Below are 25,930 nucleotides of genomic sequence, written 5' to 3' on the forward strand. Positions count from 1 at the left end.
TCGGCATGCGCCGTCGGAACGTCGTCGACGATGTTGATGGTCAGGTCGCCATTGCCGGTGCTGCCGTCCTGGTCGGTGACGACGACGGCGAACTGCGGCTGCGCCTCGAGGTCCTGGCCATTGTTGGCGGCCGGGCTCTCGAGATGGTTGTTCTGCAGTGTGTACTGGTACTGGATGGCGGTGCCGTTCCACCAGGCTTCGAGGCTGCCGCGCGTGCCGTCGGCGACCGTCGTGTGGGTGCCGTCCAACGCCACCGCGGCGCCGCCGACCGTGATCGAGGCGACGCCGTCGGGCGCGCCGACCGCGATCGTGCCGCTGGCGACCGTCTGCGTCAGGCCCTGCTGCGAACCGTCCGCCAGGCCTGCTTCGTAGACCGTGTCGGCGGCCGTGCCGATCGCGGGCGGCGTCACCGTCACGCCGGCATCGCCGATATGGAGCGTCAGCGTCGTCTGCGACTGGTCGCCGTCGCCGTCGGTCAGCGTGTAATGGAACACGTCGTCCACGCCGCCGGGCGAGCCCGCCGCGCGGGTGTAGGTGTAGGAGCCGTCCGCGTGCAGCAGGAGCGTGCCGTACTGGCCAGCGACCGACACGCCGCCGGCGGTCACGGCCTGCGCCGAGCCGGCGCCGTCCTTGCCATAGGCCGAGGTCACGCTGGCGCCGTCCGCGCCCTGCACGTCGGCCGCCACGGCCGGGCTGTCCTCGCCGGCGCCGGTGATGACGTTGCCGCCATGGCCGGCAAAGTCCGCCGCCGCGATCGTCAGCGCGTCGGCATGCGCCGTCGGAACGTCGTCGACGATATTGATGACCAGGTTGCCGGGAGGTGCCGCATCGCCGTCGGCGTCCGTCACCCCAACCACGAAAGTGACGCTCGTGTTGTCGCCAGAGGTGTTGTTGGCAAGTGTATAGGAGTAGGTGATCGTGCCGATACCGGTGGCGGCATCGAAGACATAGCTCGCCGTCAGCGAGCCCGTGGCGTCGGTGAAGGTCTGCGGCACTGTGGTCAGGGCATGGCCGCCGAGCGTGACCTGCGAAACGCCGTCCGGCGATGTGAAGCCAACAGTCCCGGAGGTCATCTCCGAATTGGAGCCAAAGGCCGAACCGGCGGGTTCGCCATTGTGTGCAGGCAGGCCAGCTTCGGAGACGGTCGCCTCCCCGATGAGCCCGATCGACGGTATGGAATTTGGCCTGACAAGGCCCGTGAAGAGCTCGCGGTTATCCGGCTGGCCGAACTGGAGGTCGGTCGGCGGCAGCAACGCCGATAGTCCAAATCCGTCGCCGATGCCGCCGGCAGGCTGTTCGAAATTTCCACCAGCGCTGCTTTGCGAGCCATTTCCGCCAGCCGAGATCGACCCGTCCGCGCCGAAGGCGACATCGATGTGGCTTGCCTCAAGCGCCGCGATCAAGGCAACGCGCGGCACCTCGACGTCACCGATGACGAAGGTCGGCACATTCAAGGCGCCGTCCTTGATGACGATGACGGAGGCGTCCGCCTGTTCAAGCAAGAGGTTGTGACCGTCGACCTTGATGTTGTCGATCGAAACATTGGCTGGGAGTTTGACGATGTTGCTCGCGTCGGCAACGTATTCATGCTGGATATTCGCCGCCGGTGGAGCATTCACGGGCGCGCCGCCACCGACATCGACCGGCACAGGTTCCGCCGCGGCCGGTGCGGTTTGAGCCGGCGCCGCTGTCTGGTCCGCCGGGGCGGCTTGAGCAATCTGCACCTGCGCTGTCAGATCATGATGATCGCCGGAGACGTGATGCTCGTCCCACGAACCCGAAACGTTGTCCAACTCAATACTGGTCGCCATAGCTAAAACCCCTCCGGCATTTCCCGGAAAGAGACAGGCGATGCGTCGGTTTTGCAACGGTCCGTCAATCTATTCTATATATTTGAATATGTCTTCGATAAGCTTTTTTACGCTTGGTAAACGGCCTACATATAATATGTTATATCTCACCTGATAGGATGAGTTCGGTAGCCGGTATCGGTGGGGAGTTTTGGTAAACAGAAGTATAAATATGAATAAAATTTTACACAAAATAGCTGATGCATGTTTTTGGAAAGTTACCCACCTTCCTTTCCAGTAATTTGAGACAGGGTTGGTAGCGTCCGCAGTCAAAGGTGGGCGTTATGAAAAAACAAAAAAATGTTCCAGGAACAACCCGAATCAAACTGCTCCTGCTGGCGGCTGGCCTCGCGGGCCTGGCGCAGCCGGCCCTTGCCGGCCAGGATTTCAAGGGTTCCCTTCCCGGGAAGCCGGCCCTGGAGACGGTTCAGGCGCCGCCTTGTCTCGGCGGCATTTCCCTGCAGCGGTATCAATCCTGGCAGCCCGTCGCGCCTTATCAGGTGAGCATTGGCCAGATCAGCATTGGCCAGATCGGTATTGCATTGAACGGCTACGGTCGCGTTTCCGCGGATAGTGAGACCGGCACGTCGACGGCGCAAGGTAACCCCGGTATCGACCCAATGCAGACGGCGACGATCATCCCGGGTGTGTTCGGGTCGGTTGCCCTGTCCATGCATAATTTTCCCGTTTCGGCGCGCTGGGCACCCGTCTACCAGGCCATATCCAGTTGCACGCCGGACAGCGATTGCGGACGCAAGAGCCAGATTTTCGCCAACATCGTCTCGATCGCTCGGGGCAAGCCCTTCAGCGAAAAACTGTCGTTCGTCAACAGCAGCATCAATCACTTCATCGCCTACAAAAGCGACATCGACGTATACGGCAAGCTCGACTATTGGGCGAAACCTTCGGAGGTTCTTGCAAATCGCGCTGGCGACTGCGAGGATTTTGCCATTCTCAAGATGACGGCGTTGCTGCAGGCGGGTATTCCGGCGCAAAGCATGTCGCTGGTGGTGCTCCAGGATCGCAAGCGCAGGTTCTTTCATGCCGTGCTTGCGGTAAGCACCGCAAGCGGCGTGTTCATTCTGGATAGCCTTGGCAATAAAGTCCTCAGGGATAGCGACCTCCCAGACTATCAGCCGCTGTATTCGTTCAGCACCGATCGGGCCTGGATTCACGGGACGAAAGCCGGCGCCGCGCAAGTGGCCGACCTCAAGGGTGGCTTCCAGTCGGTCGCACCCGGCGAGGGTTTGATGGATGGTCAGTGACGGCCAGGGCGGACGCCTCCACCCCCGCATTGAGCAGTCAGCCGTTGAAGACAAACGCCATCAGCAATTCGGGCTCCAGCACCGGCGCGCGCACCGCGTTTAACTGGCCTCGATAGCGACGTTCGCCGGCGCCAATCACGAAGCCGCTTGTTACCGGGGTTTCGCCGTTGGCGTCGAGGCGCGCGAATATGTCGGCCACACCGATGTCCAATGCCAGCTTGAGGTCTTGGCGCGCGTCATCGTTCGGTGTCATGGGCAGCTGACGCTTGACCAGTTGCTGGAAAGCCGCATTGAACGTCAGGATCTTCTTCGACGATGCAAGAGCGAAGGCGGGCGAGGGACAAGCGACCAGAATGGCGTTGATCGTTTTGATCGATGCCAGCTTGCGCAAAGTCAGGTTTTCGTCGGCAAGTGCGCGTATGCAAGCCACCCGGATTGCCGACGTCAGGTTTCCCGTCTCGGAGTGATTGCCAGCGATTTCGTCAATCAGCATACCGATCGTGCATCGCCTGTTCTCCGCCATCTGCTTGAGCGAAATCCAGAAAGCCCGCTCCAGCCGTATGCCGCGCCGTACGCCACCGCGCGTCACAACCCGGAATTCCAGCCCAAAATCCTCTGTTGCGAGGGGCAGGAGCGGCCGGGCACCTTGGGGTGGAGCGGAGGAGGCGACGCTATCGTTCACTCATTGCCTCCTCTCGCGCCTTGTTGATCGGTTTCAAAAGGTAGGTCAGGATTGTCTTGCGCCCGGTCTTGATGTCGACCGAACAGATCATGCCGGGGATGATCGAATAGGCCTTTCCATCTCTCTCGAGCGTCGACTTTTCGGTGGCAACACGAACCTGGTAGTACGGCTCTCCGGTTTTCTGGTCGACAAGGCTGTCCGCGGTGATGTTGGAGACTTTGCCTTCGATGCCGCCGAAGATCGAGAAATCGTAGGCCGTGACCTTTATCAGGGCGTCCTGATCCGGACGGATAAAGGCGACGTCGCGTGGCGAAACACGCGCTTCGACCAGCAATGTCTCGGAAGTGGGCACGATTCCGGCAACGATGGCCCCTGGCTGCACGAAGGCGCCAACCGTGTTCAGCTCCAGCGTGTTGACGATGCCGTCCACGGGAGAGCGGATGTCGGTGCGTGCGACCTTGTCGGTTGCACCGCGGATGGTCTCATCCACCACCGAAAGATCAGCGAGCGCCTGTGTCAGATCACCCAGTGCTTCCTGCTTCAACTGCAGGCCCAGCTCATCGACCTGGAGCTGCGCTTCGGTGATCGCCGACTTGGCTTTCCTTATCGTCTCGCCGGCCAGATTCAACTGGCCGTTGAGTTCGGTTTGCTCCTGCTCGGCCTTCAGCTGCTCGGTTCTGGCCATCAAGCCTTTCTTTGCCATCGACTCGACCAGCTTCGTCTGCTGGTCGCTTACCGCCAGGTTCTTGATCAGGCGCTCGGAATTGGCGTTCGCCTCGTCCAGTTCCCTTTGGCGCTGGTCGAGGCGCGACTTGAGCACTGACAGCTTGTTGTCAAAGTTCTCGCGCCGGGCGACGAGCAGGTTTTGCTCATTGTCGCAAATTTGTGGAGCAACCGACTGTATGTCCTGCGGGCAAGGGAACGAGCCCGCGAGATTGCCGGTCTGTTCGTATTTGAGCCTGGCGATGCGCGCTTCAAGCGCACGCGCTTTCGCCTGCTGTTCACCGAGACTGGAGGTATTCAACGTGTTGTCGAGGCGTATGATAAGATCGTTCTTTTTGACGATTTGGCCGATCTGCACCGCTATTTCCTGAACGACACCCGGCTCGCTGGCTTGAATGATCTGGGTCTTTGAGGCCGGTATGACCTTGCCGTCGCCGCGCGCGATTTCGTCCACCTCGGCAAAGGACGCCCAAGCAATAAATGCGACAAAGAGCGCCGCTATGATAAATATGGACGCCGTCGCAAAAAGCGGCGGGCGGTCTTCCCTTGCAAGCATTTCCCATGCCCCATTAAGTCGAGACCGAGCTCGACATGGTTCTCTTCTTCAGGCGCTGTTTTTCTGCAGCGCCTGAATGACTTGTTCTTTCGGTCCATCGGCAACGATCCGGCCTTGATCTATGACAATAAGCCGTTCGGCCAGCTCGAGCATGCTGAAGCGGTGGGTTGAGACGATCAGCGTCGTATCCCGGTCAAAAGCCGATTTGAGCTGTTTTATCAGCTGCCGCTCCGAGGCCAGATCCATCGATCCCGACGGCTCGTCCAAAAAGACAATTTTCGGTTTGGTCAGCAGCAGTCGTGCAATCGCCACGGTCTGCCTCTGACCTCCGGAGAGATTGGTGCCTCGCTCGCCGACATTCATGTCGTAGCCGCGCGGGTGGCGAGAGACAAATTCATCGACGCCGGCGGCCTTGGCGGCTTCGATGATCTCCTCGTCGGTTGCTTCCGGAGATGCCATCAGGAGGTTCTCCTTGATGGTGCCCGAAAACAGATCGCCGGTCTGCGCGACAATGCCTACGGCGCGGCGCACCTCCGAAGGGTGATACTGGCGGATATCGATGCCATCCAGCAAAAGCTCTCCAGAGGTCGGCAGGAAAAGCCTGCCGATCAGCCGCCCCATCGTCGTCTTGCCCGATCCTATACGGCCAATGATGCCGATCCGCTCTCCCGGCTTCACCAGGAAATTCAGGCCGGACAACACCTCGTTTTCCGAACCGGGATAGATGAACCCGACATTCTTGAACACCATCGCGCCGTTGCGGATGGGGCGGTTGACGAAGCCAACCGTGTCCGGCCGGTCCTCCGGCTGAGCCATGATCGAGTTCACCATCCTCAACGAGAGCATGGCCTGACGAAACCTGGACAGGGTGATTGCGATCTGGCCGAGCGGAGCCACGGCACGGCTCGCCAGCATCACCGTTCCTATGATCGCTCCTGTCGAGACATGCCCTTCGGAAAAGGCATAGGCGCCGGCCACGACCAGGGCGACGGTCACCAGCTGCTGAATGGCCTGGGTGATGTTTCCCGCGGCCGCCGAAAGCTGCTTGATCTTCTCGGATGTGTTGGCGGCGTTCTTCGAGTGCTCTCCCCATTTCCTCAGCAGATATGCTTCGGCGCGCAGCGACTTGATTGTTTCCAGAGTGGAAATGGACTCGACCAGCAGGGCCTGGCGTTGCGAAGCCTCGTTCATCGAGGCGGCCACCCGCTTGCCGATGCGGCGCTGCGTGACCAGGCCGACCATGACGGATGCGACGAAGGCCAGCGCCGGTATGATCACCAGCCAGCCGCCGATCGCGTAGATGACGAGCAGAAAGACGAAGACGAAGGCCGTATCGATGAAGACGCTGATCGTGTTCGAGGTAAAGAACTCTCGCACGAACTCATATTGAGTGATCCGATTTGCGTATTCGCCGGTCGAGCCAGGGCGCGCCGACAGCGACGAGTTGAGCACCTTTTCGAACAAAAGATACGATATCCGAAGATCCGCCTTCCGTCCGGCATAGTCGATCAGCGAAGCCCGCGCCGTCTTCAGAAGCAGGTCGAACAGGATGACGGCGCCGATCCCGATCGCCAGCACCCAGAGCGTGGATATCGCCTTGTTGGGCAATATCCTGTCATAGACGTTCATGGTGAAGATCGGGGAGGCGATGGCCAGAAGGTTGATGAATATCGCCGACAGGACGACCTTCGAATAAGTGCGCCAGAAAGCGCCCATCGTACCCGTCAGCCAATGGCGCCGTTCGATTTTCTGCGCCGAACCGACGCTCATTGCCTCGGTGGCGTTGGCGTAGGTGATGGAGAAGGAAGCGCCGCCGATGATGTAACTCGCGGCCAGTTCAGACCTGCCCATGGTCGTGCGCCCGTCTTCCTGCGGGGCGGTGAGATAGTCTCCAGCGTCAATTTCCGACAGCAAGGCGATGGGCAATTGACTGGCACGGAAGAGAATCGCCGGAAGATCGACACGACCGCTCAGGAAGTCGCGGTGATTGAACTCCTTGACCTCGAGGCCGATGCGCTCGGCAAGATGCCTGATCTCGGTGATCTCGATGCGCGTCTCTGAAACAGGCACACCGGCAAAAAGCACGGTTTCCGCGCTCGGCCGGCCCAGATAGGCGGCAACCGCCGAAAAGCAGGCCTTGAAGGCTTCTTTCGGGGTCAGGATATTTGGCTGTTTGTTCACGACCCGTCCGCCAGGACTTCAGTCAAAACCTCATTTCTTCCTGACCGGGGCAAGGATGTCGAAAGGCAGATCGTTCTTCTGCTCCGATGGCGTCCGTGCATAGGTTTCGGTGTCCGCTGTCGGCGGAACGGCAAACTCTGTCTGCGCATAGGCCGTGGCCTGCTTGGCCGGCTGAATATCCATCGTCTTCAGAAGCTGTCCCGTCGCTGCCAGCAGGCGATATTCGGCGAACAGCGAGGCATAGGAGGCGGTATCGGCGAGCGTCGCCGTGTTGAAACGCGTATTCTGCGCGTCAAGCACGTCGAGCAGCGAGCGCTGCCCAACCTTGAACTGTTCGCGATACGACGCGACCAGCTTCTCATTGGTGGCGGCCTGAAGCTTCAGGGTTTTCGCCAGATCGGCTTGCCGGAAGCGGCGATCCCACGAAGTGCGGACAGCCTCCTCGATTTCGCGCAGGACCTGATGCAGGGCAAGCCGCTGTTCGCTGGTGCGACGGATCTGCTCCTGCTCATTGGCCTTGTCTATACCGCCCCGATAGAGGTTCCAGCGCAACACCAGACGCGCCTGCAGGTCGGATGTGTCGCCGTTGTCGCCGTCGATATCGTATCCGGCCCGCGCTGTGCCTTCGGCGACAATCGAGGGGCCGTATTTCGCCCGGGCCGCGTCGACCAGCGAGGCGGCTGCGTCGATATCGCTGTTGGCCATGTGGACCCGCGGGTTGTTCTGCCGCGCCAGGCCCAGCGCATCATCCAGCGACTTCGGCAGCGCAGCGGAAACATCGCCTGGCCTCGACGCATTGGTCAGCGGCTTCCCGACGGTCTTGAAAAATCGTATCCTCGAAGCCTCCAGTTCTTCCGAGGCTTCCTGCATGCGGGCCTTGGCCGCAAACAGCCGCTCCTCGGCCTGTTGCCGATCGGCTTCGTTCAATCCGCCGCCCGCAATACCTTCCTTGATGTCGTGCAGAATTGCTTGATGGAACCCCAGGTTCTTCTTCGCTTCGGTGACGATTGAAGCCTGCAGCATATATTCGAGATAGTCCTGGACAACCGAGAGCCCAATGAATTCGGAGCGCTCCAGCACGCGGAACGAAGCGCCATCGACCCGCGAGGCTTGGCGGTTCATCTCGGCCCGCCTTGCGCCGCTGTCATAGACCGTTTGCGAAACCACGAGATCGGCCTCGGCCGGATAAAGGCTGTCCTTTTCGATGGAAAGCGCCCGGCGGGACGAGTTGTCGAGGCGGCGAGCCCCAGCGGATGCTTCCACATCCACACTGGGAAGATAGAGCCCTTTCGCCTGACGCAATTCGAATTCGATCGCCTCGCGGTTTTCGATGGCCTGGCCGATTTCGGGATTGGACTCCACGGCGACCGCCATGGCCTCCTTCAGCGTCAGGGCATCGGCACTGCCGCAAGCCAGAAGCGATACCGTCACTAAAAGACCAAGGCGCTTGCCAATGGTCGAAGAACCTGTCGTCTTCATTTTCCCACCCACGTTTTCCCGCGCCTTTTTTGAAAAGCGCTGCAACCCAAACTACCCCATCTGGCTTTGCTCAATATCCAGCAAAATCGCATATTGCGTTAGTATTTACTGATTTAGTTGTACGCGGAGCGGCGATTCCGAGCATAAGTTTGGAGAATGTAGCAAAAATGGCACATAACTCCGACCCGCTGAGGTTGTGAGTGAAGGCCGTGAACAAGGGCGCTGCAAGAAAGCGCGAAGTTCTTGGCAGCAGATTCTCGGTGGTGCGCGGAGGGATCTTTCGCCCGCACTTGCCGACCGTTGCCGATACAAATGCAAAACGTCGCGTTAAGTCTTGCGCAACCCATGCGGCGTAATCTGCCAGCCAGATTGCGAGGCATCATGAAGCGCAAACCACTCTTGCTTTTCGCCTTCCCGGCCTTTGTCCTGCTGATCCTGGCGACAGAGCGAACAGCCACGGTCCTGCTCGGAACCTATCCAGCAAGCGCCGATATGTGGAGGATCTGGCTTGCCTTGCACCCGTCGTCCGGCATGTTCTGGCAACAGGTCGATTTCTATCTGGGGGGATCGATGGGCCTGGACTTTGCTTTGCTGGGCGCCGTCCTGGGAGTCTGCTGGATGGCATGTCGGGCCAGAAGCTCGGCGGCTTTCTTTCTTGTCAACCATGGCACCCTGATCCTCGCGGCATCGATGATTTTCATCGGCGGCCACTCGCAGACCGCAAGCACCATTGCCGCGTTTACGGCGCCGAGCGGCTTTCAGTTCTCACTGGTGATGGACTTCACCTGGCTGAACGGCCTGCTGTCGGTCATGGGAGTAGCGGCGTGCGCCTATTGTCACTTTGCCTATCTGGGTGAGCTCAGGATGCGCGTTGAATCGCGGCGTGTCCGGGTTCTGGCACTGCAGAGAGATTTCTAGCCGGGCGCCGGCTGTTCGCCGCGTTTGTGCCGCCAGTGCAGAACCTAGAGCGCGTCGCGCCGAAACGGATTCAGACGACGCGCTTCAGTTTTTTGTTTCCATGCATGCCGTTGTCCCCAAACCCGAGATCACTTTTCGGCGGCAATGCATCAGTTTATCTTGTGATAGGTGACCTTGCCCTCGGGGGATACGATCCGCTGATAGTTGGAGTTTGGCGCTGGAGGCACCGCCGGAGCCGGCTTCCTTCGAGCGGCCCGCGGCAGGTCCTCGACGGCAGGCTGGGCGTCCGGTTCGGAGGCGCTGGCAACTGCCGCCGGCGCTTCGGCGGGCGGGGAAAGCTCCACGACGCGCGGCTCGTCGCCACCGTGATTTCCCGACATTTCCGGTGCCTGCCGGGCGATGTTGGCGTTGACCTCGCCGAAGCTCGCCCGCAACCGATCGTCCAACGCCTCGAACCGGCTCTGAAATCCGTTGTTGACCGTATCCAGCCGCGCGCTCATTCGCTGCTCGAACTGGCCCAGGTCCTCCAACCGCGCCTCAAGCGCGCGCAGATCGTTGATGCCACGATAGAGATAGACGGCCGCGGTGGCGTTCAAAAGAGCAAACAGCGTCAGGCCGACACTGACGGCAACGGCAAGTCTGGACCGGCTCTTCTCCTTGTCGAGCAATGGCGGTTCTACCGCTGCCACCAGCTCGTCCGGATCGCTGATCGTCGTCATTGGACCACCACCTTGGTGCCGACCGGCACGCGCCTGAAAAGATCAATGACATCGGTATTGGTCAGGCGAAAACAGCCCGAGGTCCCGTCAAAACCCACGCCGGAAGGGTCGTTGGTGCCATGGATGCGATACAGCGTATCGCGACCATCCCGAAGCAGGTAGAGCGCCCTGGCGCCGAGCGGATTGTACGGCCCCGCGGGAACCATCTCCGGCAACTCCGGCTGGCGGGCACGCATTTCCCTGGGCGGCCGCCACTCGGGCCATTCCGTCTTCGCCCCCACCTGGACCGTACCCGTCCAGCCAAATCCATCCCGTCCGACACTGATCTGGTAGCGCAGCGCCTTGCCCTGGCCGGTCACCAGGTAGAGCGCTTTTTCCTGCTTGCGGATGATGATGGTTCCAACGTTCTCGGCGGTGGGAAACGCCACCATCTTGCGCAGGCTGGGACCCATGGCCGGCAATGGCGGGCGGCTGCCCGCCGACGCGATCTGTGCGGCGGCAAGCACCAGCGCCAGGCCGACAAGCCATGCGGCCGTCAGCCGAAAGCGGGGGAGGCTAGCGGGCCGCATCGCCGAGCCGCTCCCGGAACATCTTCTTCAGATCCTTGTTGAAGCGCGCCCGCCCGTCCACTTCGGACGGCAGGAGTGCCCGGTTCAGGGCGTCGGCCAGCAGCGCATTGTCGAGGGCGACCGACTTGATGTTCGGCGCCTTGAAGATCTTCTCCAGCTCGCTGCGCGAGAAGTGGTTGCCGAACCATTTGCGCTTGTGCTTGTTGGCCACCAGGGTGATGTTGACGGCATTGCCGCGCAGCTCACGGATCTTCTTGTAGAGCCGTTTGCCTTGCCGCAGCGAAGCGACATTGAGTTCGAAGACGATGAAAATCTCGTCGCTCGTCGACAGCACGGAATCGTGCCAGGGCGTTTCGAGGTTGGGCAGGTCGATGACGATGTCGTCGAACCGGTAGGCGACAAGGTCCAGCAGCCGGAAGACGAAATCGGCGCCCTGCGGCTCGAATGGCAGTTGCGGCCGCTCGAAGGCATAAAGGGTGAGGCCGGAAGGTCGCGACAGCTTGATGACGTCCATGAGTTCGACATCGAGCCGATCCGGCTGGCCGATGATGCCGGCAAGATCGAACTGGTTGAACAGGTTGAGATAGGCGCCGCAATTGGCGCTCTGGAAATCGAGATCGACCAGGCAGGTCGACGCCGCGCGTTCGGCCGATTTCGAGGCCAGGAACTCCGCCGCCGAGAGCGCGAGCGTCGTGGCACCCGCGCCGCCGCTGGCGCTGATGAAGGTGATGATGCGGCTCTTCGCTCCCTGGCTGCCGGTGTCGTGGAAGGTGACGGCGTTGAGCAGTTCCTTGCCGTCGAGCGGCTTGTGCAGCCAGTCGGAGGCGTTCATACGCACCAGCACGCGCGTCTGCTCCGACGTCAACTCATTGGAAACCGCAATCAGCGGCACGGTCGCCCACAGCGCGCGCGCCTCGACGATGCCAGGACTGGCGAGCAATTCGCCATCGCCGAGATCGAGGATGACGATGCCCGGGCGCGTATCGGCGGGCGGCCCCTTGAGAAAATCACCGGTCTCCGAAATCCGCACGTCATAGATCGCCAGCGCGTCGAGCCGCGTTGCGACATCACGCTTGAAATTCGGATCCGACGAAAACAGCGCGACCTGCTTTCGCTTGGTCGGCAGAACCTTGGTGTTGATGGCGTTCATGGATACGTGCTCTTCATGTCTTCGCCCGTGACCGTGCTCAGCATCGAGGGCATGGTGATGGTTCCGAATCCCATCAGTCCCGCCAGGAAGAAGAACTGGAAGGTCCTGTTCTGCAGGCTGACCGTGATCGTAGGCACCGGGCCGCCAAGCCGGGTCTGATAGCCAAGGCCCGTGGCCGTGTAGGTGACGACGACGTTGCTCCGCAGCAGGCCGGGGAAGAAGTGGCACATGCCGGGCCGCTGGTTTGCGGCTAGATTGGGACAGGCGTCGTCATTGGTGTTTGCGGTGTCGCCACGAAAGATGCGGCTGAAATTGGCGGCGCTGAAGCCGCCGCTGTTGCTGCAGGCGCCCGTGCCGGCGGTGTAGGTGCAGACGAAGGGGCCATAGGCGCCGGCGACAATCGGGGCGCCGGGAGACGCGATCGGGCCCGCGGTCGCGAGGTTGGTTGCCACCGAATCCGATATCGACGCCAGCCGGGCGCCAACCTGCACCGCCTTGGTGGCCGCGTTCCATTGGTAGAAGGCGTAACCGAAATCGACGAAGCCGAGGACAAGCGAGAACAGCAGCGTCGATACGATGGTCATTTCCACCATCGCCGCACCGTCTTCCGATTTTGCGAAACGCCTGATCATGATCAAAACCGGATCAACCGCTCGTCGTGGGAGCCCTGCAGCGTTATCGGACCGACGCCGATGAACGCCAGCATCCCGACACCGCTATAAGGGTAGGTGCCGGACGCGCGGACGGTGCAGACTTGTGCCGTGGTGGAGCGATATTGGGTGACGCCGCCCACCACGGTGTCCTGGCAGGAGTTGTTCATGGTCACAGTGACATTCGATGTCAGCCAGCCGGAGACACGTGCCGGCGCCGTCCCTGTCGGGTTGCCGAACACCGCAATATTCGCGGCAATCGTCGCACAGTTGATCGCTGCCAGCCCGGAGTCGGTATACAATTGACTGTTGCAGCGCGCGGCATAGCGAGCGCCGTCCGTAAGCCCTGCCTCCATCAGCAGCTTGTCATGGATCAGATTGCCGAACTCGAACACGCCGGCCGACAAGATAAGCATCAGCGGCGTGATCAATGTCATCTCGACAATCACCGCGCCGCGTTGGTCGTGTCGAAATCGATCAAAATATCGGGACAGCATCTTGAACATCGCGGTCACCGATAGAGCTGCGCTTCGTCGCGCAGGTAGTTGTCGAGCGTGCCATTGCCGCCTTTGCCGGTGATGTCGACCAACTCGACGTAAATATTCTTACCGTCCTTGATCGGCTCGGTGATGAAGAAGCTGCCGAATCTCCTCACAGGAATGCCCGTCTGGCGGCCGCTGAAATTCGTGCCCGAAGCCTGAAGCGCATTGCAGTCCAGGATTGCGCCGTAAAGCAACCGGCGGTCGGGCGTCGAGATAGGGGTGCCGGCTCCTGCGGGCGGCGTGCCTTTTTCACCTCCAACCGCTGCATCGCCGACGATACTGTCATTGGTGAGGGGGTTTCCGTCGGGATCGTTTTCGTAACGGTAAACCTCATACCGCGTCGGCAGATTGGCACCGGTTCCCGACAGAGCCGCAGGCACGGGACGTGTGGGATGATTGGCGGCCCAGTAACGAGCGAAATTCCAGTCTCCGTCGCCCATGCGACCGCCCATCATGGTGCAGTTGCCGGCGATCTGGCACGAGTCACGTTCAAGCCCGACACCTTTTGTCGGGTCCGTTTCGTAGGTGACCTTGTTGCTCGCGACGTACTGGTCCCAGTTTGTGGCACCCTTGCGCACATTGACCGCAGGTCCGTCCGAGTAGTTGGACGAGTTGATACCGAAGCGCGAGTTGATACCGTTCTCGACAGGGCCCGCATTCTGTCCCGGCTCGGTGTCGACGCCGTCGCGCGAATAACAATTCTGCGGCTTGGAGTCGGCGAGCATCTTTTCGAGCTGGTTGGCGCCGTTGCCAAATGGAGAAGCCAGGAAAGCGAAGTTACCGGGAAAGTAGGATCCGTCTCCGCGCAGCATGATCTGGCGGCGACGGTATTGCCTGGTTTGTGCCGCCTGTTCCAGCGTGACGCCGCCGGTAATGGTTGTGTCCTCATACGGGTTGCACATGAAAACGGGCGTGTAATCGCAGACGCCGGATGTGAATCCGGCAACCGCCGAGGCAGCAACGTTGAAGCCATTGCTGGCCGAATTGCCCGTCAGGAACGACGCCGGGAATATTGCGGCGAAACCGGTCGGTGCCACCTTCACTTCAATGAATGCGGTTTCATCTTCGCCGACGGATTGCGTTGCATTGGCATAGTTTGCGCTGGTGACCGGAGTTCCGTCTGACGCGGGTAAGGTCTTGAGGAAACACCACGAAATGTTGCCGGCGCTGTTGCATCGTGCGGTGCCGCCCGGTTGCCCCGAAGTCAAAGTGAACCGGCCAGTAGAGCCAACGGTCGAGAATGCGGCCTGGTTGGTAACCAGCGTTGCCATGGCGCGTTCGGCTCGGACCCATGAACCGGGCAAGCCATCGAGCTCGGCGGCTCCAGCTAACGCAAAGGCATCCGCCGCCTTTTGCAAATCATTGTGGAGGTTATTGACCCGGCTCATGTCGATCGCCAGCAGCGAAAAGCCGATGATCGCCGGCAACGTCACGCTGACGAGGATCAGCGCTATTCCCCTCTGATCGTGCCAGAACGCGCGAATGGTCCGCAGCATGGCCCTTGCTCCCCTGACGCCAGCTCTCCTCGTATGGCCTGGCGCTGAAACCGCATCCTTCCGTTCAGTTCACTGCGTCGTAGTAGTCACACCCGCCCCGCCGACGTTGACCGTGATAGCCGGCGGCGGTGGTGGTGGCGGTGGAAATTTGTAGTTGTGGGCAACAGTTGCAGCGCGCGTACCGTCGCCTTCGATATGCGTGTTCCTGGAAGCCGGATTGAGCGGGTCAACCGTCTGCAACAGTGAATTGAACTTTTGGGTATCACCGGCGGCGAGCGTCACCGAATCATAGTGGTTCAGATAGTCCGCGGCGCAGCCACTCAGCGCGCCGGCGCATAGAACGAGGATCAAGGCGCTATTTCTTGACATAGAGCATCTTGTCCTTCGATTTGAAGTTCAGCATGTGGCCATAAGGGCCGGTGACGCCGTCGCCTGTCTCGTATTTCCGGATCATATCCTTGTTTACCTCGAGCTGGCCGAGGACGAAAAACTCCGGGTCGTTGGCCGGCCGCGTCTTGTCGAAGGGTGTCGCCAGCTGTTCGCCGGGTTTTACCGGCCGCACGAGGTGCGGCGTGACAATCACCACCAGCTCGGTCTCTTCCTTCTGGTTGCTCGAATTGCGGAACAGCGTCCCGATGATCGGCACCTGGCCGAGCCATGGCACCTGGTTCTGTAGTTTGGTGGTCTTGCTGGACAGAAGTCCGCCGACCGCGAAACTCTGACCGTCGCGCAGTTCGACGACGGTCGACAGTTTGCGGTTGGTGAAAATCGGGTCGCCGGCAGTGGTGAAGCCGGTCAGGTCGCTGACTTCCGGCGCCAGGTTCATGTGGATCTTTCCATCGTCGAGTACGACCGGCGTGAACACCAGGTTGACGCCGAATTGCTTGTAAACGATGCTTATCTGGTCATTTTTGTCGAGAGTGCGAATAGGGACTTCGCCGCCGGCGTTGAAGCTGGCCTGCTCGCCGGAAAGCGTGGTGAGGTTGGGGTTCGCAAGCATGCGCACCGCGCCCTTGGCCTCAAGCGCCTCGATGTACAAATCGACTTTAATGTTACTGTCGATGACGCGGGTGAGCAGCGCCCCAAATGGAGTGGAGCTGGACAGCAGGTCACTGAGAAAACCTCCGGTGCCGAGCACGACCTTGTCTTTGTCAACGGCGGTAATCCCGGTTCCAACTAGAGTCGTGCCGTCGCTGTTGGTGCTCCTGATCGAGACGCCGAGATCCCGGCCAGCATTGCGCTTGGCTTCCAGAATCCGCACTTCGAGATTGACCTGCTGGCTGTCGTCGATCGTGACGGAATTGATGATGTCGTCGGGACCATATTGCTTTGCCACTTCCAGGATCGCGGCCAGCGTGGCGCCGTCCTTGACATGACCGCCAAGCCTGACCCTGCCGTTGACCGAGCCGACTTCGATGCGCGACCTTGGCGCCACCTGACGAATCGCCTGCGCCATGTCGCTGACGTCGACGCCGACTTCGATCTGGATGACGCCGAGCGAACGCTTGTCGGTGGAAAACAGATTGACCGTTGTGGTGCCGGCGCTCTTGCCGATGACATAGAGCGTGCGGTCGGTCATCGGCTGGGCGTCGGCGATCTTCTGGTCGCCGACGACGATGTCGCCGAGATTGGCATTCACCTGGATTGTCACCGATTGCGACGCCGGCAGGAAAACACGGTGGACACTGGGGTTCGACACGTCGATAAAACGGTCGGCCGCCTGTGTTCCGGACGCCGCAAGTATGGCCGATAGGACCAGTAGGGCGGCCGTCAATCTTCCCAACATTCCACCCATCCCCTCACCCCGTTTGTCCCGCATCGGGCAGTCCCCCTAGCCGAGCCGCTTTTTTATTGCTGTCTCGGCACGTCATAAGATTCGAGCACCACACCCCGGTAGACGCCGACCGTGGCGCGGACCGGCGGTGGTGGCGGTTCCGCCGGTAGATATTTGACCACTTCCTTCACGACCTCGCGCGCCGCCGGCGCCGGGGCCGATACCACGACCGTAGCTGGCTTCACCTTGCTCAACTGATCGAGCTGGCTTCCCACTCGGTCCACGGCCTGGGCCAGCCCTGTGATCTTGTCATCCGCACGCTTGCGGTCATCCTCCGCGCGCTGACGTTCGGCTGCGGCTGCGGCTTCGGCCGCAGCCTGCTTGGCCAGTTCAGCCTGTTTTTTGGCGACGTCAGCCGGCATTTCGCCGGTCAGGTCGGAAAGCGTGACCCGCTCGGTTGCCTCGCCCTTGCTGGCGGCGGCCTGGCGCAGTGCCAGTGACAACTGGCCGGCGCCCGCGGCCAGTGTCAGCTTCTGCGCGTCCTTGGTGCTGGCCTCGAGCGTTACCGATTTGACGACCGTCGGGCTGTCCTTGCTTTCGTCGGCCACCTGGTCGACCGCGAGCACTTTCATGCCTTGCAGCAACACATCGACAAAACTCTGGTCCGCGCCTTCGTCGCTTCGCACGGTCCGCGTCAGCAAGACGTCGACGCGATCGCCGGGGAAGACGAAGCCGGCGACGCCAAGCACGTCGTTGACGCGGATGGACACGGCCTTCATGCCTTCGCCGAGCAATGCCGAAAGCGTGGCGCGCTGGCCCGGGCCGGTGATCTTGCTCGCAAGGACGGGTTCGTTGACGCCGATTGCCTGCAACGCCTGCTTGGGGCCTCCGCCAGCGGGAAGGTCCTTGGTCAGGAGGTCCTCCGTTGTCTTGAATGCGCCCGCCGGAACCGCACCTGCCGGCCACGCGACTTCGCGCAATTTGTCGGCGGAAAGTGTGTCACCGAACTTCAGCGCCACCGCGGCCACCACGACCGTATCGCGCTGGACATCATTCGTCTGCGCAATCGCGTTGCGCTGGTTGGCCAGCCAGACATTGGCGAGCACCACTGCAAGCACGCCGAACACGCCGGCGAGGACGATCATGATGACGGTATTTGCGCGCATGACCCAAACCCACTCAATCGACTACGTCCCCCCGAGGGTCGCCTGTCTCTGGTTGAAAAGAGGCGGCCAGGCATTTTCGCCCGGCCTGCCAAAGTGCCGCTAAGCAGCAGTAATTGCCGTGTTGAGTGCGGTCCACTGACCACTCACCCACGTGCCGACCAAAATAACGGTCGCTATCACAGCCACCGTGATGATGCCGAGCAACACTGTATATTCGACCATGGCAGCGCCGTTTTCGTCGTCGCGGAACTGCCGGGTCATCGTCATGAACTTCCTCATGCCAATTACTCCTTCGGAGACTTGAACCCGACGAGACAAGCTGAGGATGACATCCATACTCAAGCATCCTCGTCACCCTCATGTCGGCAGCCAACACGCCAGTACATTGCCAAGAACGTATTTGCGCGTATTTTGCCTGCCAACGAACTTAAGCTGCACGCAAAGGCCTTGCGGGACCTCCAGATTAGAGTAACTGGCCCAAGCCGAATGTTTGGACCAGTTAAGGGACTTACGCCGCCGGAGCCGCAGGCAGCGCGGCGTTAAGCGCGGTCCACCTGCCGGCGACCCAGGTGCCGACCAGGATCACGGTGGCGATCACCGCTACCGTGATGATGCCGAGCAGCACCGTATACTCGACCATGGCAGCGCCGTTTTCGTCGTCGCGGAACTGCCGGGTCATCGTCATGAGCTTCTTCATGTCAATTTCTCCCTTTGGAGTTTGAACCCGACGAGACAGAGCCAAGGATGAACTCCATACCCAAGCATCCCCCGTCATCTCGATCCTAGGTCCCGAGAAATTGCAGAGTCAAACGGGATTAACGGTTCCTTAACTTCCCAATACATGAACTTCCGAGCCGAGCGCGGCTTTAAAATTCAGCAAGAGCTTGATTCGTCTAATTTTTCAAGCGCTCTTAACCATTCGTTCACAATTATGCACCCAACCTAATAAAGGATCAGCTATTTTAGCTGTATAGCATAGTCCTTTATATCTAAGGGGTTATAGCCGGATATGGAGCGGATGCCCGTGTCGGAGCGACCAAGGTGCCCGAGGCGTTCCAAACCCTAGTTCACCACTCATGTTTGACGGCAGGGCGGCCAGAAATAAAAACGATATTTTCCTGGCACGCGTTTTAACTATGTTGAAAGTATTGGCTACGCGTGGCCCGCCCCGACGCTTGTGCCCCGCTTGGTTAACGTTTAGTTTCCGCTAATATGCGCTGGAGGGAGTATAAGGGATTATGTTGGGGCGGTTCATCAAGGGTGGCGAGGCGCGGATCGAGCCGAGAGTGGAGTCGATCGCGGTCCTCCCCGTTGCCAGCGGCGCCTCGCCTGTCGATCTCGAACCTCATGGCGACGAGTTCCTGGCGCTGAAGGTTGATCTGCATCGACATCTGATTGATCGGTTCAACCTCGCGTCACTCGAAAGCGCATCGAAAGACGAGATCCTGAATGAGATCCGACCCATCGTGCGCGAGTTCGTACGCGGTCGCAACGTGCCGCTGAATGCCCGCGAACTCGATCAGCTGACCAGCGATATCGCCGACGAGATGTTAGGCCTGGGGCCAATCGAGCCGCTGCTCAAGGACGACTCGATTGCCGATATCCTGATCAACACCCATAAGCGCGTCTTCATCGAGCGGCGCGGTGTCATCGAGGAGACGTCGATCCGGTTTCGTGATGAGGCGCACCTGCTGCGCGTCATCAACAAGATCGTTTCCGCGATCGGCCGGCGCGTCGATGAATCGGCGCCGATGGTCGATGCTCGTCTGGAAGACGGCTCGCGCGTCAACATCGCGGTGCGGCCGATCTCGGTCGACGGGCCGCTGGTTTCGATCCGTAAATTCTCCAAGAATCCTTATTCGCTCGAACGTCTGATGGCATTCAATTCGATTCGCCAACCGATGGTCGATCTGCTGCGGATCGCCGTACAATCGCGCAAATCGATCCTGGTTTCCGGCGGTACCGGCAGCGGCAAGACGACGTTGCTCAACGCACTCTCAAGCTACATCCCCTCCAAAGAGCGCCTGATCACCATCGAGGATGCGGCGGAACTGCAGTTGCAGCAGCCGCATGTCGGCCGACTGGAGACGCGCCCGCCCAATGTCGAGGGCAAGGGCGAGGTTCGCCAGCGCGAGCTGCTCAAGAACGCGCTGCGCATGCGGCCCGACCGCATCATCGTCGGCGAGGTGCGCGGCGAGGAAGCCTTCGACATGCTGCAGGCCATGAACACCGGCCATGAAGGCTCGATGACCACCATCCACGCCAACACGCCGCGCGATGCGATCTCGCGGCTTGAGCAGATGGTCGGCATGGCCGGCATGCCGATGACCAATGATTCCATTCGCGCGCAGATCGCCTCGGCCATCGACATCATCGTACAGACGCAGCGCCTTTCGGACGGCGGCCGGCGTGTCACCTCCATATCGGAACTGACCGGCATGGAAGGCAACGTTGTCCAGCTCCAGGAAATCTATCACTTCGTCCGCCGTGATGTCCGAGCCGACGGCGCCATTGTAGGTGAATTTCGCGCCACCGGTGTTCGGCCGCGGTTTGCCCCCGAAGCCGCGGCAATGGGACACCATTTCGCAAAAGATGCGTTCAACCCTCAGGTGCCACTCTGATGCCGACCGGTCAGACCCTCCTCTATTTCATCTATGTGCTTGCGGCGGCGTCGGTCATCCTCGCCGCCGAATCTTTCTTTCTTTCAATCGCCGGACGGCGAGCGCGGGCAGGCATCATAAATCGACGCTTGCAGCGACTGGGAGAAGAAAAGCCGGCCGAGCAGAGTTTGCAGGGGCTGCTGCAGGAACGCGGATTGACGGCATCGGGCGACTTCATTTTCGGCGCAATCGCGCTCAACCGGCTCTATACGCAATCTGGCATCACCGGCAATCCGCTGGCTTTCCTCGCGGTTTTCCTGCTTGCTGGCCTCGTTCTGGCACTCCTTTTGCCGTTGCTTCTGCACCTATCCGTTATTGTCGCCGTCATCGTCTTCTTGATTGTCGGATTTGCTCTGCCGGTTCTCGTTCTGCGAAGTGCCAGGAACAAGCGCATCAAGAAATTTGCGGTCCAGCTTCCCGATGCACTCGACATGATCGTGCGCTCTCTGCGCGCTGGTCACCCAACCACCGTCGCGATAGGACTTGTCGCGCGTGAAATGCCCGATCCGCTTGGCACTGAATTCGGTATCGTTTCCGACGAAATCAGTTTTGGCCTTAGTCTGGAGCAGGCTGTTCGAAAACTGTCGGAGCGGGTCGGTTTCGAAGGCCTGCATCTGCTTTCGGTCTCGCTTTCCATCCAGGCAAAGACCGGTGGCAATCTTACTGAAATATTGTCGAACCTATCGATGGTATTACGCGAACGGAGGAAGCTGCGGATGAAGATCAGGGCGCTTTCCGCCGAAGGCCGCATGTCTGCCTGGATAATCTCGCTATTTCCAGTTCTGATGCTTGGCGTGCTGTCGATCGCTGCTCCGAATTTTTACGGTGACGTCTGGGGTAACCCGATCATCATGCCAGTGTTCGTGATCTTCGGATCGTGGGCACTGTTGGGGGACTTCATAATGTACCGAATGGTCAACTTCGATTTCTAGCGGCGGGCATGGACGTGTTTACCAATCTAGGGAATTCGGCCACGCTGCTCTCGCTCGCTATCTTCCTGGCGGCAGTGGCGCTTTTTTTGCTGGGCGCCTTTATCCTCATCCCGGTGTTCCAGACAAGGAAGCTGGTTACCCAAACGCTTTTGTCCGAGGGGATCACCAATCGCCGATCGCTCTATGCCCAGCAGGAACTCAACAGGATTTCCGCGCAGCGGCCGGTGGATGCCTATTTCCGTGGCATGGAAAAGGAACGCGGCGTGCCGAATGCCCTTGAAGCGAAACTGTTCAGGGCGGGGTTCTACCAATCAAGCGCACCGGTCATTTACACGCTCTCTCGCCTCGGCGCCGTCTGTGTCGGCTTCCTTGCCTGTTATGCCGTTCTATCGCGGGTATTGCCGCCGCAATTGCCGGGGTTGGTGGCATTTGCAGGTTCAGCCTTGATCGGGCTTGGTTGCCTTGTCATTCCCAGCATTGCCCTCGACCGCTTCGAAAGCGGGCAAAAGCAGGTGTACCGGCGCGGCTTTCCCGATTTCATGGACATGATGATCACTTGCGCTGACGCCGGGATGAGCCTTGAGGCGGCAGTGGAGCGTGTCGGCGCTGAACTGGCCGGGACCCACAAATGGCTGGGCATTCAGCTCTCGATCGTGACCCTGCAGTTGCGTGCAGGCAAACCGTTGCGCGAGGCACTGCGCGAACTTGCCGACCGCATCGGGCTTGACGAGGCGCGCGCCTTGGCCGTTTTGTTTCGCCAATCGGAAGAGCTGGGCACCAGTCTTACAGACGCCCTGCGCATTTATAGCGACGAAATGCGCACCCAGAGAATCATGAACGCCGAGGAACGTGCCAACGCGTTGCCGGTCAAGATGATGATTCCGCTGGGTCTCTGCATCTTTCCGGTCGTGATGATGGTCGTCATGTTGCCTGTGCTCATCCGAATGAAGGGCATTTTCTTCTAAATGAGGATATGCTTTGATTCTAAAACAGAGTCGAAGGACTCTTGGGGGCTAAAAATGACAAGGCCGATACGCCTCGCAGCCGTCGTCGCGGCCAGTCTTTTGGTGGCGCTAGCCGGTTGCCAAACGAAGGGTGCGGACACCACAGGCGGAGTCGTGCGCACCAACGAGCCGTCGAAAGGCGACGTAACCTCGTTTGGCGACGCCTTCGACGGGCTGAAGACGGTCAGCGACGTCGAGTATTACGCCTCGGATCAGGCCGTGGCCGAGGCCACGAACCAGTTCCGCGCGGAAAATTACGGCAACTCCGGCGCGTTGTTCTTCAAGGCGACGCAACTGGCCCCGAACGATGGTGGCGCCTGGATGGGGCTGGCCGCCTCCTGCGACCGCATCCACCGCTTCGACCTCGCCGACCGTGCCTATGCCAGGGCGTTCAGGCTGGTTGGCGCATCGCCCGAGTACTACAACAATGTCGGCTATTCCTACCTACTGCGCGGCAAGCTGCAGGACGCACGCACGAGTTTCCTCAAGGCCTATGAACTGGCGCCAAACGACCCGACCGTGGCCAACAACCTGAAGCTGCTGTCGTCGAGTGTGCAGAACATCGAGCGCTAGCATGCTGCTTGTCGAGGTGCTGCTGCTGAAGGCGCTCGCCATACCCTTGCTCGCAAGGATTGCGTGGCTGGATTTCACGACACAGAAGATTGCCAATCGCGACGTGCTGCTGCTGCTCTGCCTGGGGGCAGGGTCGTTGCTGCTGCTGTCGCTTCAGTCCGGATCGTGGTGGGACATGGGGCTGAGCGCTATCGCCGCGCTTGTGCTCTTCCTGGCGCTCTTTCCATTCTGGGTGCTACGAAAGGTTGGCGCGGGCGATGTCAAGCTGATGGCGGTCGTGCCGTTTCTGGTCGGCGGAAGTGATCTCGGCGGGTTTTCCATCTTGCTGCTGCTTTTCGCTCTCGCCACGGCCATGATCGTGAAAAATCCGTTCTTGCTGCCGCAAGGCGCGTTCCGCGTCTACGTTCAGCACCTCGATCGTAAAGGTGTTGTCCCTTTTGGCGTACCGATCTCCGTGGCGTCGATTTGCATGATCGCATTGCAAGTCGGATACGGCTTTTTGGTCCCGGACTCTCTAGCGATGTGACAACCGACGGGCGCTGGGCCGCGGATGCGCCACTTCATCTGGCTTATGTTTCGGTCGCCGGCCTTACGATGGCATCCGCCGTATTCTGGCCTTGTTGACCGCCACGCACGAACGGGTAGCCGTGCTGGCCGATATAGTCCGTCGGGATCGGCTCATCGACTCCATATTTCTCGGGCATTTTGGAGCCTGGTATATGGAACGTTCCGAACAGCGCATCGATGATGGCAAGATGACTGGCGAAGTTCTTGTCATAGGCGTCGCGTTGATCGGCATGGTGCCAATGATGGAATTGCGGCGTTGCGATCAGCCATTTGAGCGGCCCGAAGTTCATCCTGACGTTGGCGTGCAGAAGCAGCGCATGACCGGTAGCGATGATGAAGTAGACGGCGATCGCCTCTGATGAAAATCCCAGAAAGAATACTGGCAGAAGCGAGACGGCCTTGGTGATGATCTGGTCCACCGGATGGGCCCGGAAAGCAACCATCCAGTCCAACTCCTCGACGCCATGATGGATCGCGTGAAATCTCCACAGCGCCGGGATTGCATGAAACGCCCGGTGCGAGGCGTAGACGCCGATATCGGCAAGGACGATGATCTCTATGACCTGGAGCCATGTCGCCTGACCGCTCACGGTCGTTGTTATCCTCTGCGGTATCAACCACGCCGAGGCGCTCATTGCCGCTGCCGCCATAAGGACGAGGCAGATTTTGAGGAACGCGCCATTGACCACCGCGTAAATCACATCGGTGCCGATGCCCTTTCGGAGTATCTTTTGTTGCGTCCGAAGGGCGAGGACGTGTTCAAGCGGTACGAAGATCAGGGCACAAATAAGCAGCGCTTGCAGACCAAAGAGGTCCATTGGCTCCACCCTCAACGTCATCCATGAGAGGAGTGAACCACTTAGTGGCCGGTCACACAAGGCGATAGTTTCCAAACAGTTAACCGGTCTGCTGTGATCTTGGACTCGGGAGGTCTGAGGCTCTCGCGAGGCATCTCGACTAAACTGTCGGGTTGGACATTAACGCTTCTGAAACGATTTTCTTGTCGCCGCACGAAAGTAATGCTTCAGTGCGCCCTCGCGGGGGTAGCAAAATGTTCAACGAAGATTTTCTCGGCCGTATCGCCATCGTCTGCATCATGACGGTCTTGGCGGTTCTCAGCGCGATTCCGTTGTTCTCCTATTTCCATCAGACCGTGCCGGCAAATTCCCTGGCCGTCGTCAATCAAGCCTTGGCAACGGTGTTATTGGCTCTGCAAGTTTTCTTGACGATCAGCCGTCTCCCGCCAAAAGGAACCGCTCGAGGACTCGTGCCCAGGGTAACCTCGGTGGCCGGAACGTTCCTGATCATCATTGCAATGTTTCTGACTCCGGCATTGGAAAGCGAGGCCGCGCAAATGGGGGCGCTCTGCTTGATTTTCATCGGCATGGTCAGTTCGATTTTTTGCCTTTACTGGCTTGGTCGCTCTTTCTCCATCATGGCTACGGCTCGGCGGCTGGTTACCTCTGGTCCATATTCCATTGTTCGCCATCCGCTTTACATCTGCGAGGCGGCATTCGTCCTCGGAATGGTCATTTCGCATTTTTCAATGCTGATGGTGGCGCTAGGCGGGCTGCAATTTCTTTTGCAGTACCGACGCGCCAGGAATGAGGAAGCCATTCTGCGGCAGACCTTTGCCGAATATGATGAGTATGCTCGGCGTGTTCCGATGCTTTTCCCGCGTTTCCTTCGCTCAGAAGTGCCAGCACCTGGTCGTCAATAGATCACGTCGCCATGTCCGTTCCGACGATGGGGAGGACGACATGCATAAAACAAATACCCAAAGCGCGTTGCATGAATTCGTTTCAACGCGACATGCGTTGGTTCCTCCTCAGCCGTTCATGTCGATTTGACGGGTGATCGCCAAAGGCAGGCATGGATTTCGGGGTGAAGGCGGCCCGGCTGCTGGAGCTTGGGGTTGGGGGCAGCAGCCGGGCCTTGCCGGCTTTGAAGTCCGGCATATTAGCGTGATCTAATATTTTAAAATACGCAATAGCGGCGCCTCAATTATCCAGCTCAATTATCAAGAGGCGCGCCGATAGGTTTCGTCGGCGTCTTCAAACCATGCGTAAAGAAAGGCCGGCATCGCCTCGCGCTCGCCGTCGCCGCTCACCATGACGATGGAGTCGCCAATCCGCGCTTCCGTCGGCGCACCGACCCGTCAATCTCCAGTGGCGCCGAACACGGTTTTGAGAAAATCCACCAAACCTCTCACGTCTTGAGTGGAAATCCTTGGTGTGACCGTGCGCCAACCGTCAGGCTGAAATTCGACCATTTGCATCCCACGGATGTACGAGGGGCGAGAAGCCATAATGGAGTGACAGACCGCCCTTGGGTAGCTCGGCGCGCCCTGGCGCGGAATCTGAGCGACCCGAGACATAGGTGACGATTTGTACCGGTCACATGGGTAACACTTTTGGCTTTTGGCCGGAGGTGTTGATGCCGTGGAGAGAGTGTTCGGTGATGGAGGAACGTCT

24 protein-coding genes and 1 pseudogene are annotated in these 25,930 nt (G+C 59.8%); 8 read left to right on the forward strand and 17 right to left on the reverse strand.

Going from position 1 to position 25,930, the window contains the following annotated elements; all coding sequences use genetic code 11:
- A pseudogene (locus FJ958_RS29410) lies at positions 1-1,811 on the reverse strand (hypothetical protein); the annotation flags it as partial.
- Between the two features lie 323 nt (positions 1,812-2,134).
- Here FJ958_RS29410 and FJ958_RS29415 point away from each other — a divergent pair.
- A complete protein-coding gene (locus tag FJ958_RS29415; protein WP_140748975.1) occupies positions 2,135-3,115 on the forward strand; it encodes a transglutaminase-like cysteine peptidase in 981 nt (326 codons plus the stop codon).
- Between the two features lie 37 nt (positions 3,116-3,152).
- Here FJ958_RS29415 and FJ958_RS29420 read toward each other — a convergent pair whose 3' ends face one another.
- The 4 genes from FJ958_RS29420 to FJ958_RS29435 are packed head-to-tail and all read right to left on the reverse strand — an operon-like array spanning position 3,153 to position 8,736.
- Positions 3,153-3,797, reverse strand: a complete 645-nt coding sequence (locus tag FJ958_RS29420; protein ID WP_140748978.1) for a ribbon-helix-helix domain-containing protein — start codon at positions 3,795-3,797, stop codon at positions 3,153-3,155.
- Positions 3,787-5,076 (reverse strand): HlyD family type I secretion periplasmic adaptor subunit, encoded by a 1,290-nt coding sequence (locus tag FJ958_RS29425; protein WP_140748981.1) that lies wholly within the window; start codon positions 5,074-5,076, stop codon positions 3,787-3,789. Before FJ958_RS29425 ends, FJ958_RS29420 begins: the two co-directional genes overlap by 11 nt.
- 48 nt (positions 5,077-5,124) lie before the next feature.
- A complete protein-coding gene (locus tag FJ958_RS29430) occupies positions 5,125-7,257 on the reverse strand; it encodes a type I secretion system permease/ATPase (RefSeq protein WP_140748984.1) in 2,133 nt (710 codons plus the stop codon).
- Between the two features lie 30 nt (positions 7,258-7,287).
- Positions 7,288-8,736 (reverse strand): TolC family protein, encoded by a 1,449-nt coding sequence (locus tag FJ958_RS29435; RefSeq protein ID WP_140748987.1) that lies wholly within the window; start codon positions 8,734-8,736, stop codon positions 7,288-7,290.
- Positions 8,737-9,117: 381 nt separating this feature from the next.
- On the opposite strand from FJ958_RS29435, the gene FJ958_RS29440 reads away from it, so the two are divergent.
- Positions 9,118-9,654 carry a hypothetical protein gene (locus FJ958_RS29440; RefSeq protein ID WP_140748990.1) on the forward strand — a complete coding sequence of 179 codons (537 nt, stop codon included), beginning with the start codon at positions 9,118-9,120 and terminating at the stop codon, positions 9,652-9,654.
- 149 nt (positions 9,655-9,803) lie between these two features.
- Here the strand turns inward: FJ958_RS29440 and FJ958_RS29445 are convergent, their stop codons facing one another.
- From FJ958_RS29445 to FJ958_RS29495, 11 genes are all read right to left on the reverse strand, one after another.
- Positions 9,804-10,373, reverse strand: a complete 570-nt coding sequence (locus tag FJ958_RS29445; protein WP_140748993.1) for a hypothetical protein — start codon at positions 10,371-10,373, stop codon at positions 9,804-9,806.
- On the reverse strand, positions 10,370-10,942 hold the full coding sequence (locus tag FJ958_RS29450; RefSeq protein ID WP_140748996.1) for a L,D-transpeptidase: 573 nt from the start codon (positions 10,940-10,942) through the stop codon (positions 10,370-10,372). Before FJ958_RS29450 ends, FJ958_RS29445 begins: the two co-directional genes overlap by 4 nt.
- Complete coding sequence (locus FJ958_RS29455; protein WP_140748999.1) at positions 10,929-12,092, reverse strand: AAA family ATPase; 1,164 nt, start codon at positions 12,090-12,092, stop codon at positions 10,929-10,931. Before FJ958_RS29455 ends, FJ958_RS29450 begins: the two co-directional genes overlap by 14 nt.
- Positions 12,089-12,724, reverse strand: a complete 636-nt coding sequence (locus tag FJ958_RS29460; RefSeq protein ID WP_140749002.1) for a TadE/TadG family type IV pilus assembly protein — start codon at positions 12,722-12,724, stop codon at positions 12,089-12,091. The genes FJ958_RS29455 and FJ958_RS29460 overlap by 4 nt, the downstream gene beginning before the upstream one ends.
- Positions 12,725-12,726: 2 nt before the next feature.
- On the reverse strand, positions 12,727-13,248 hold the full coding sequence (locus FJ958_RS29465; protein WP_246679829.1) for a TadE/TadG family type IV pilus assembly protein: 522 nt from the start codon (positions 13,246-13,248) through the stop codon (positions 12,727-12,729).
- A 5-nt stretch (positions 13,249-13,253) separates the two neighbouring features.
- Entirely contained in the window at positions 13,254-14,780 is a 1,527-nt protein-coding gene (locus FJ958_RS29470) for a pilus assembly protein TadG-related protein (protein WP_140749008.1), read from the reverse strand.
- A 69-nt stretch (positions 14,781-14,849) separates the two neighbouring features.
- Positions 14,850-15,131: a hypothetical protein gene (locus FJ958_RS29475; RefSeq protein ID WP_246676771.1), complete on the reverse strand. Its 282-nt coding sequence runs from the start codon at positions 15,129-15,131 to the stop codon at positions 14,850-14,852.
- Between the two features lie 4 nt (positions 15,132-15,135).
- Positions 15,136-16,566, reverse strand: coding sequence for a type II and III secretion system protein family protein (locus FJ958_RS29480; RefSeq protein ID WP_246679830.1), 1,431 nt, complete (start codon positions 16,564-16,566; stop codon positions 15,136-15,138).
- A 62-nt stretch (positions 16,567-16,628) separates the two neighbouring features.
- Positions 16,629-17,720, reverse strand: a complete 1,092-nt coding sequence (gene cpaB, locus FJ958_RS29485; RefSeq protein ID WP_140749014.1) for a Flp pilus assembly protein CpaB — start codon at positions 17,718-17,720, stop codon at positions 16,629-16,631.
- A 99-nt stretch (positions 17,721-17,819) separates the two neighbouring features.
- Positions 17,820-17,999 (reverse strand): Flp family type IVb pilin, encoded by a 180-nt coding sequence (locus FJ958_RS29490; RefSeq protein WP_140749017.1) that lies wholly within the window; start codon positions 17,997-17,999, stop codon positions 17,820-17,822.
- 229 nt (positions 18,000-18,228) lie between these two features.
- The gene (locus tag FJ958_RS29495) at positions 18,229-18,417 is read right to left on the reverse strand and encodes a Flp family type IVb pilin (protein WP_140749020.1); all 189 of its coding nucleotides are present in this window, start codon (positions 18,415-18,417) and stop codon (positions 18,229-18,231) included.
- Between the two features lie 541 nt (positions 18,418-18,958).
- Here FJ958_RS29495 and FJ958_RS29500 point away from each other — a divergent pair.
- Genes FJ958_RS29500 through FJ958_RS29520 form a run of 5 tightly spaced genes read left to right on the forward strand, consistent with a single transcriptional unit; the run spans position 18,959 to position 23,415 of the window.
- Positions 18,959-20,341 carry a CpaF family protein gene (locus FJ958_RS29500; protein ID WP_140749023.1) on the forward strand — a complete coding sequence of 461 codons (1,383 nt, stop codon included), beginning with the start codon at positions 18,959-18,961 and terminating at the stop codon, positions 20,339-20,341.
- Positions 20,341-21,312, forward strand: coding sequence for a type II secretion system F family protein (locus FJ958_RS29505; protein WP_140749026.1), 972 nt, complete (start codon positions 20,341-20,343; stop codon positions 21,310-21,312). The genes FJ958_RS29500 and FJ958_RS29505 overlap by 1 nt, the downstream gene beginning before the upstream one ends.
- 8 nt (positions 21,313-21,320) lie before the next feature.
- Positions 21,321-22,277, forward strand: a complete 957-nt coding sequence (locus FJ958_RS29510) for a type II secretion system F family protein (protein ID WP_181176567.1) — start codon at positions 21,321-21,323, stop codon at positions 22,275-22,277.
- 54 nt (positions 22,278-22,331) lie between these two features.
- The gene (locus FJ958_RS29515) at positions 22,332-22,889 is read left to right on the forward strand and encodes a tetratricopeptide repeat protein (protein WP_140749029.1); all 558 of its coding nucleotides are present in this window, start codon (positions 22,332-22,334) and stop codon (positions 22,887-22,889) included.
- A 1-nt stretch (position 22,890) separates the two neighbouring features.
- Positions 22,891-23,415 (forward strand): prepilin peptidase, encoded by a 525-nt coding sequence (locus FJ958_RS29520; RefSeq protein ID WP_140749032.1) that lies wholly within the window; start codon positions 22,891-22,893, stop codon positions 23,413-23,415.
- Between the two features lie 43 nt (positions 23,416-23,458).
- Here the strand turns inward: FJ958_RS29520 and FJ958_RS29525 are convergent, their stop codons facing one another.
- Entirely contained in the window at positions 23,459-24,283 is an 825-nt protein-coding gene (locus tag FJ958_RS29525) for a sterol desaturase family protein (protein ID WP_140749043.1), read from the reverse strand.
- Between the two features lie 224 nt (positions 24,284-24,507).
- Between FJ958_RS29525 and FJ958_RS29530 the strand changes: the two genes are divergently transcribed.
- Positions 24,508-25,176, forward strand: a complete 669-nt coding sequence (locus tag FJ958_RS29530) for an isoprenylcysteine carboxylmethyltransferase family protein (protein WP_140749035.1) — start codon at positions 24,508-24,510, stop codon at positions 25,174-25,176.
- Positions 25,177-25,930: the final 754 nt, after the last annotated feature.

Origin of the sequence: Mesorhizobium sp. B2-3-5, assembly GCF_006442395.1 — a bacterium.
Lineage (GTDB): Bacteria > Pseudomonadota > Alphaproteobacteria > Rhizobiales > Rhizobiaceae > Mesorhizobium.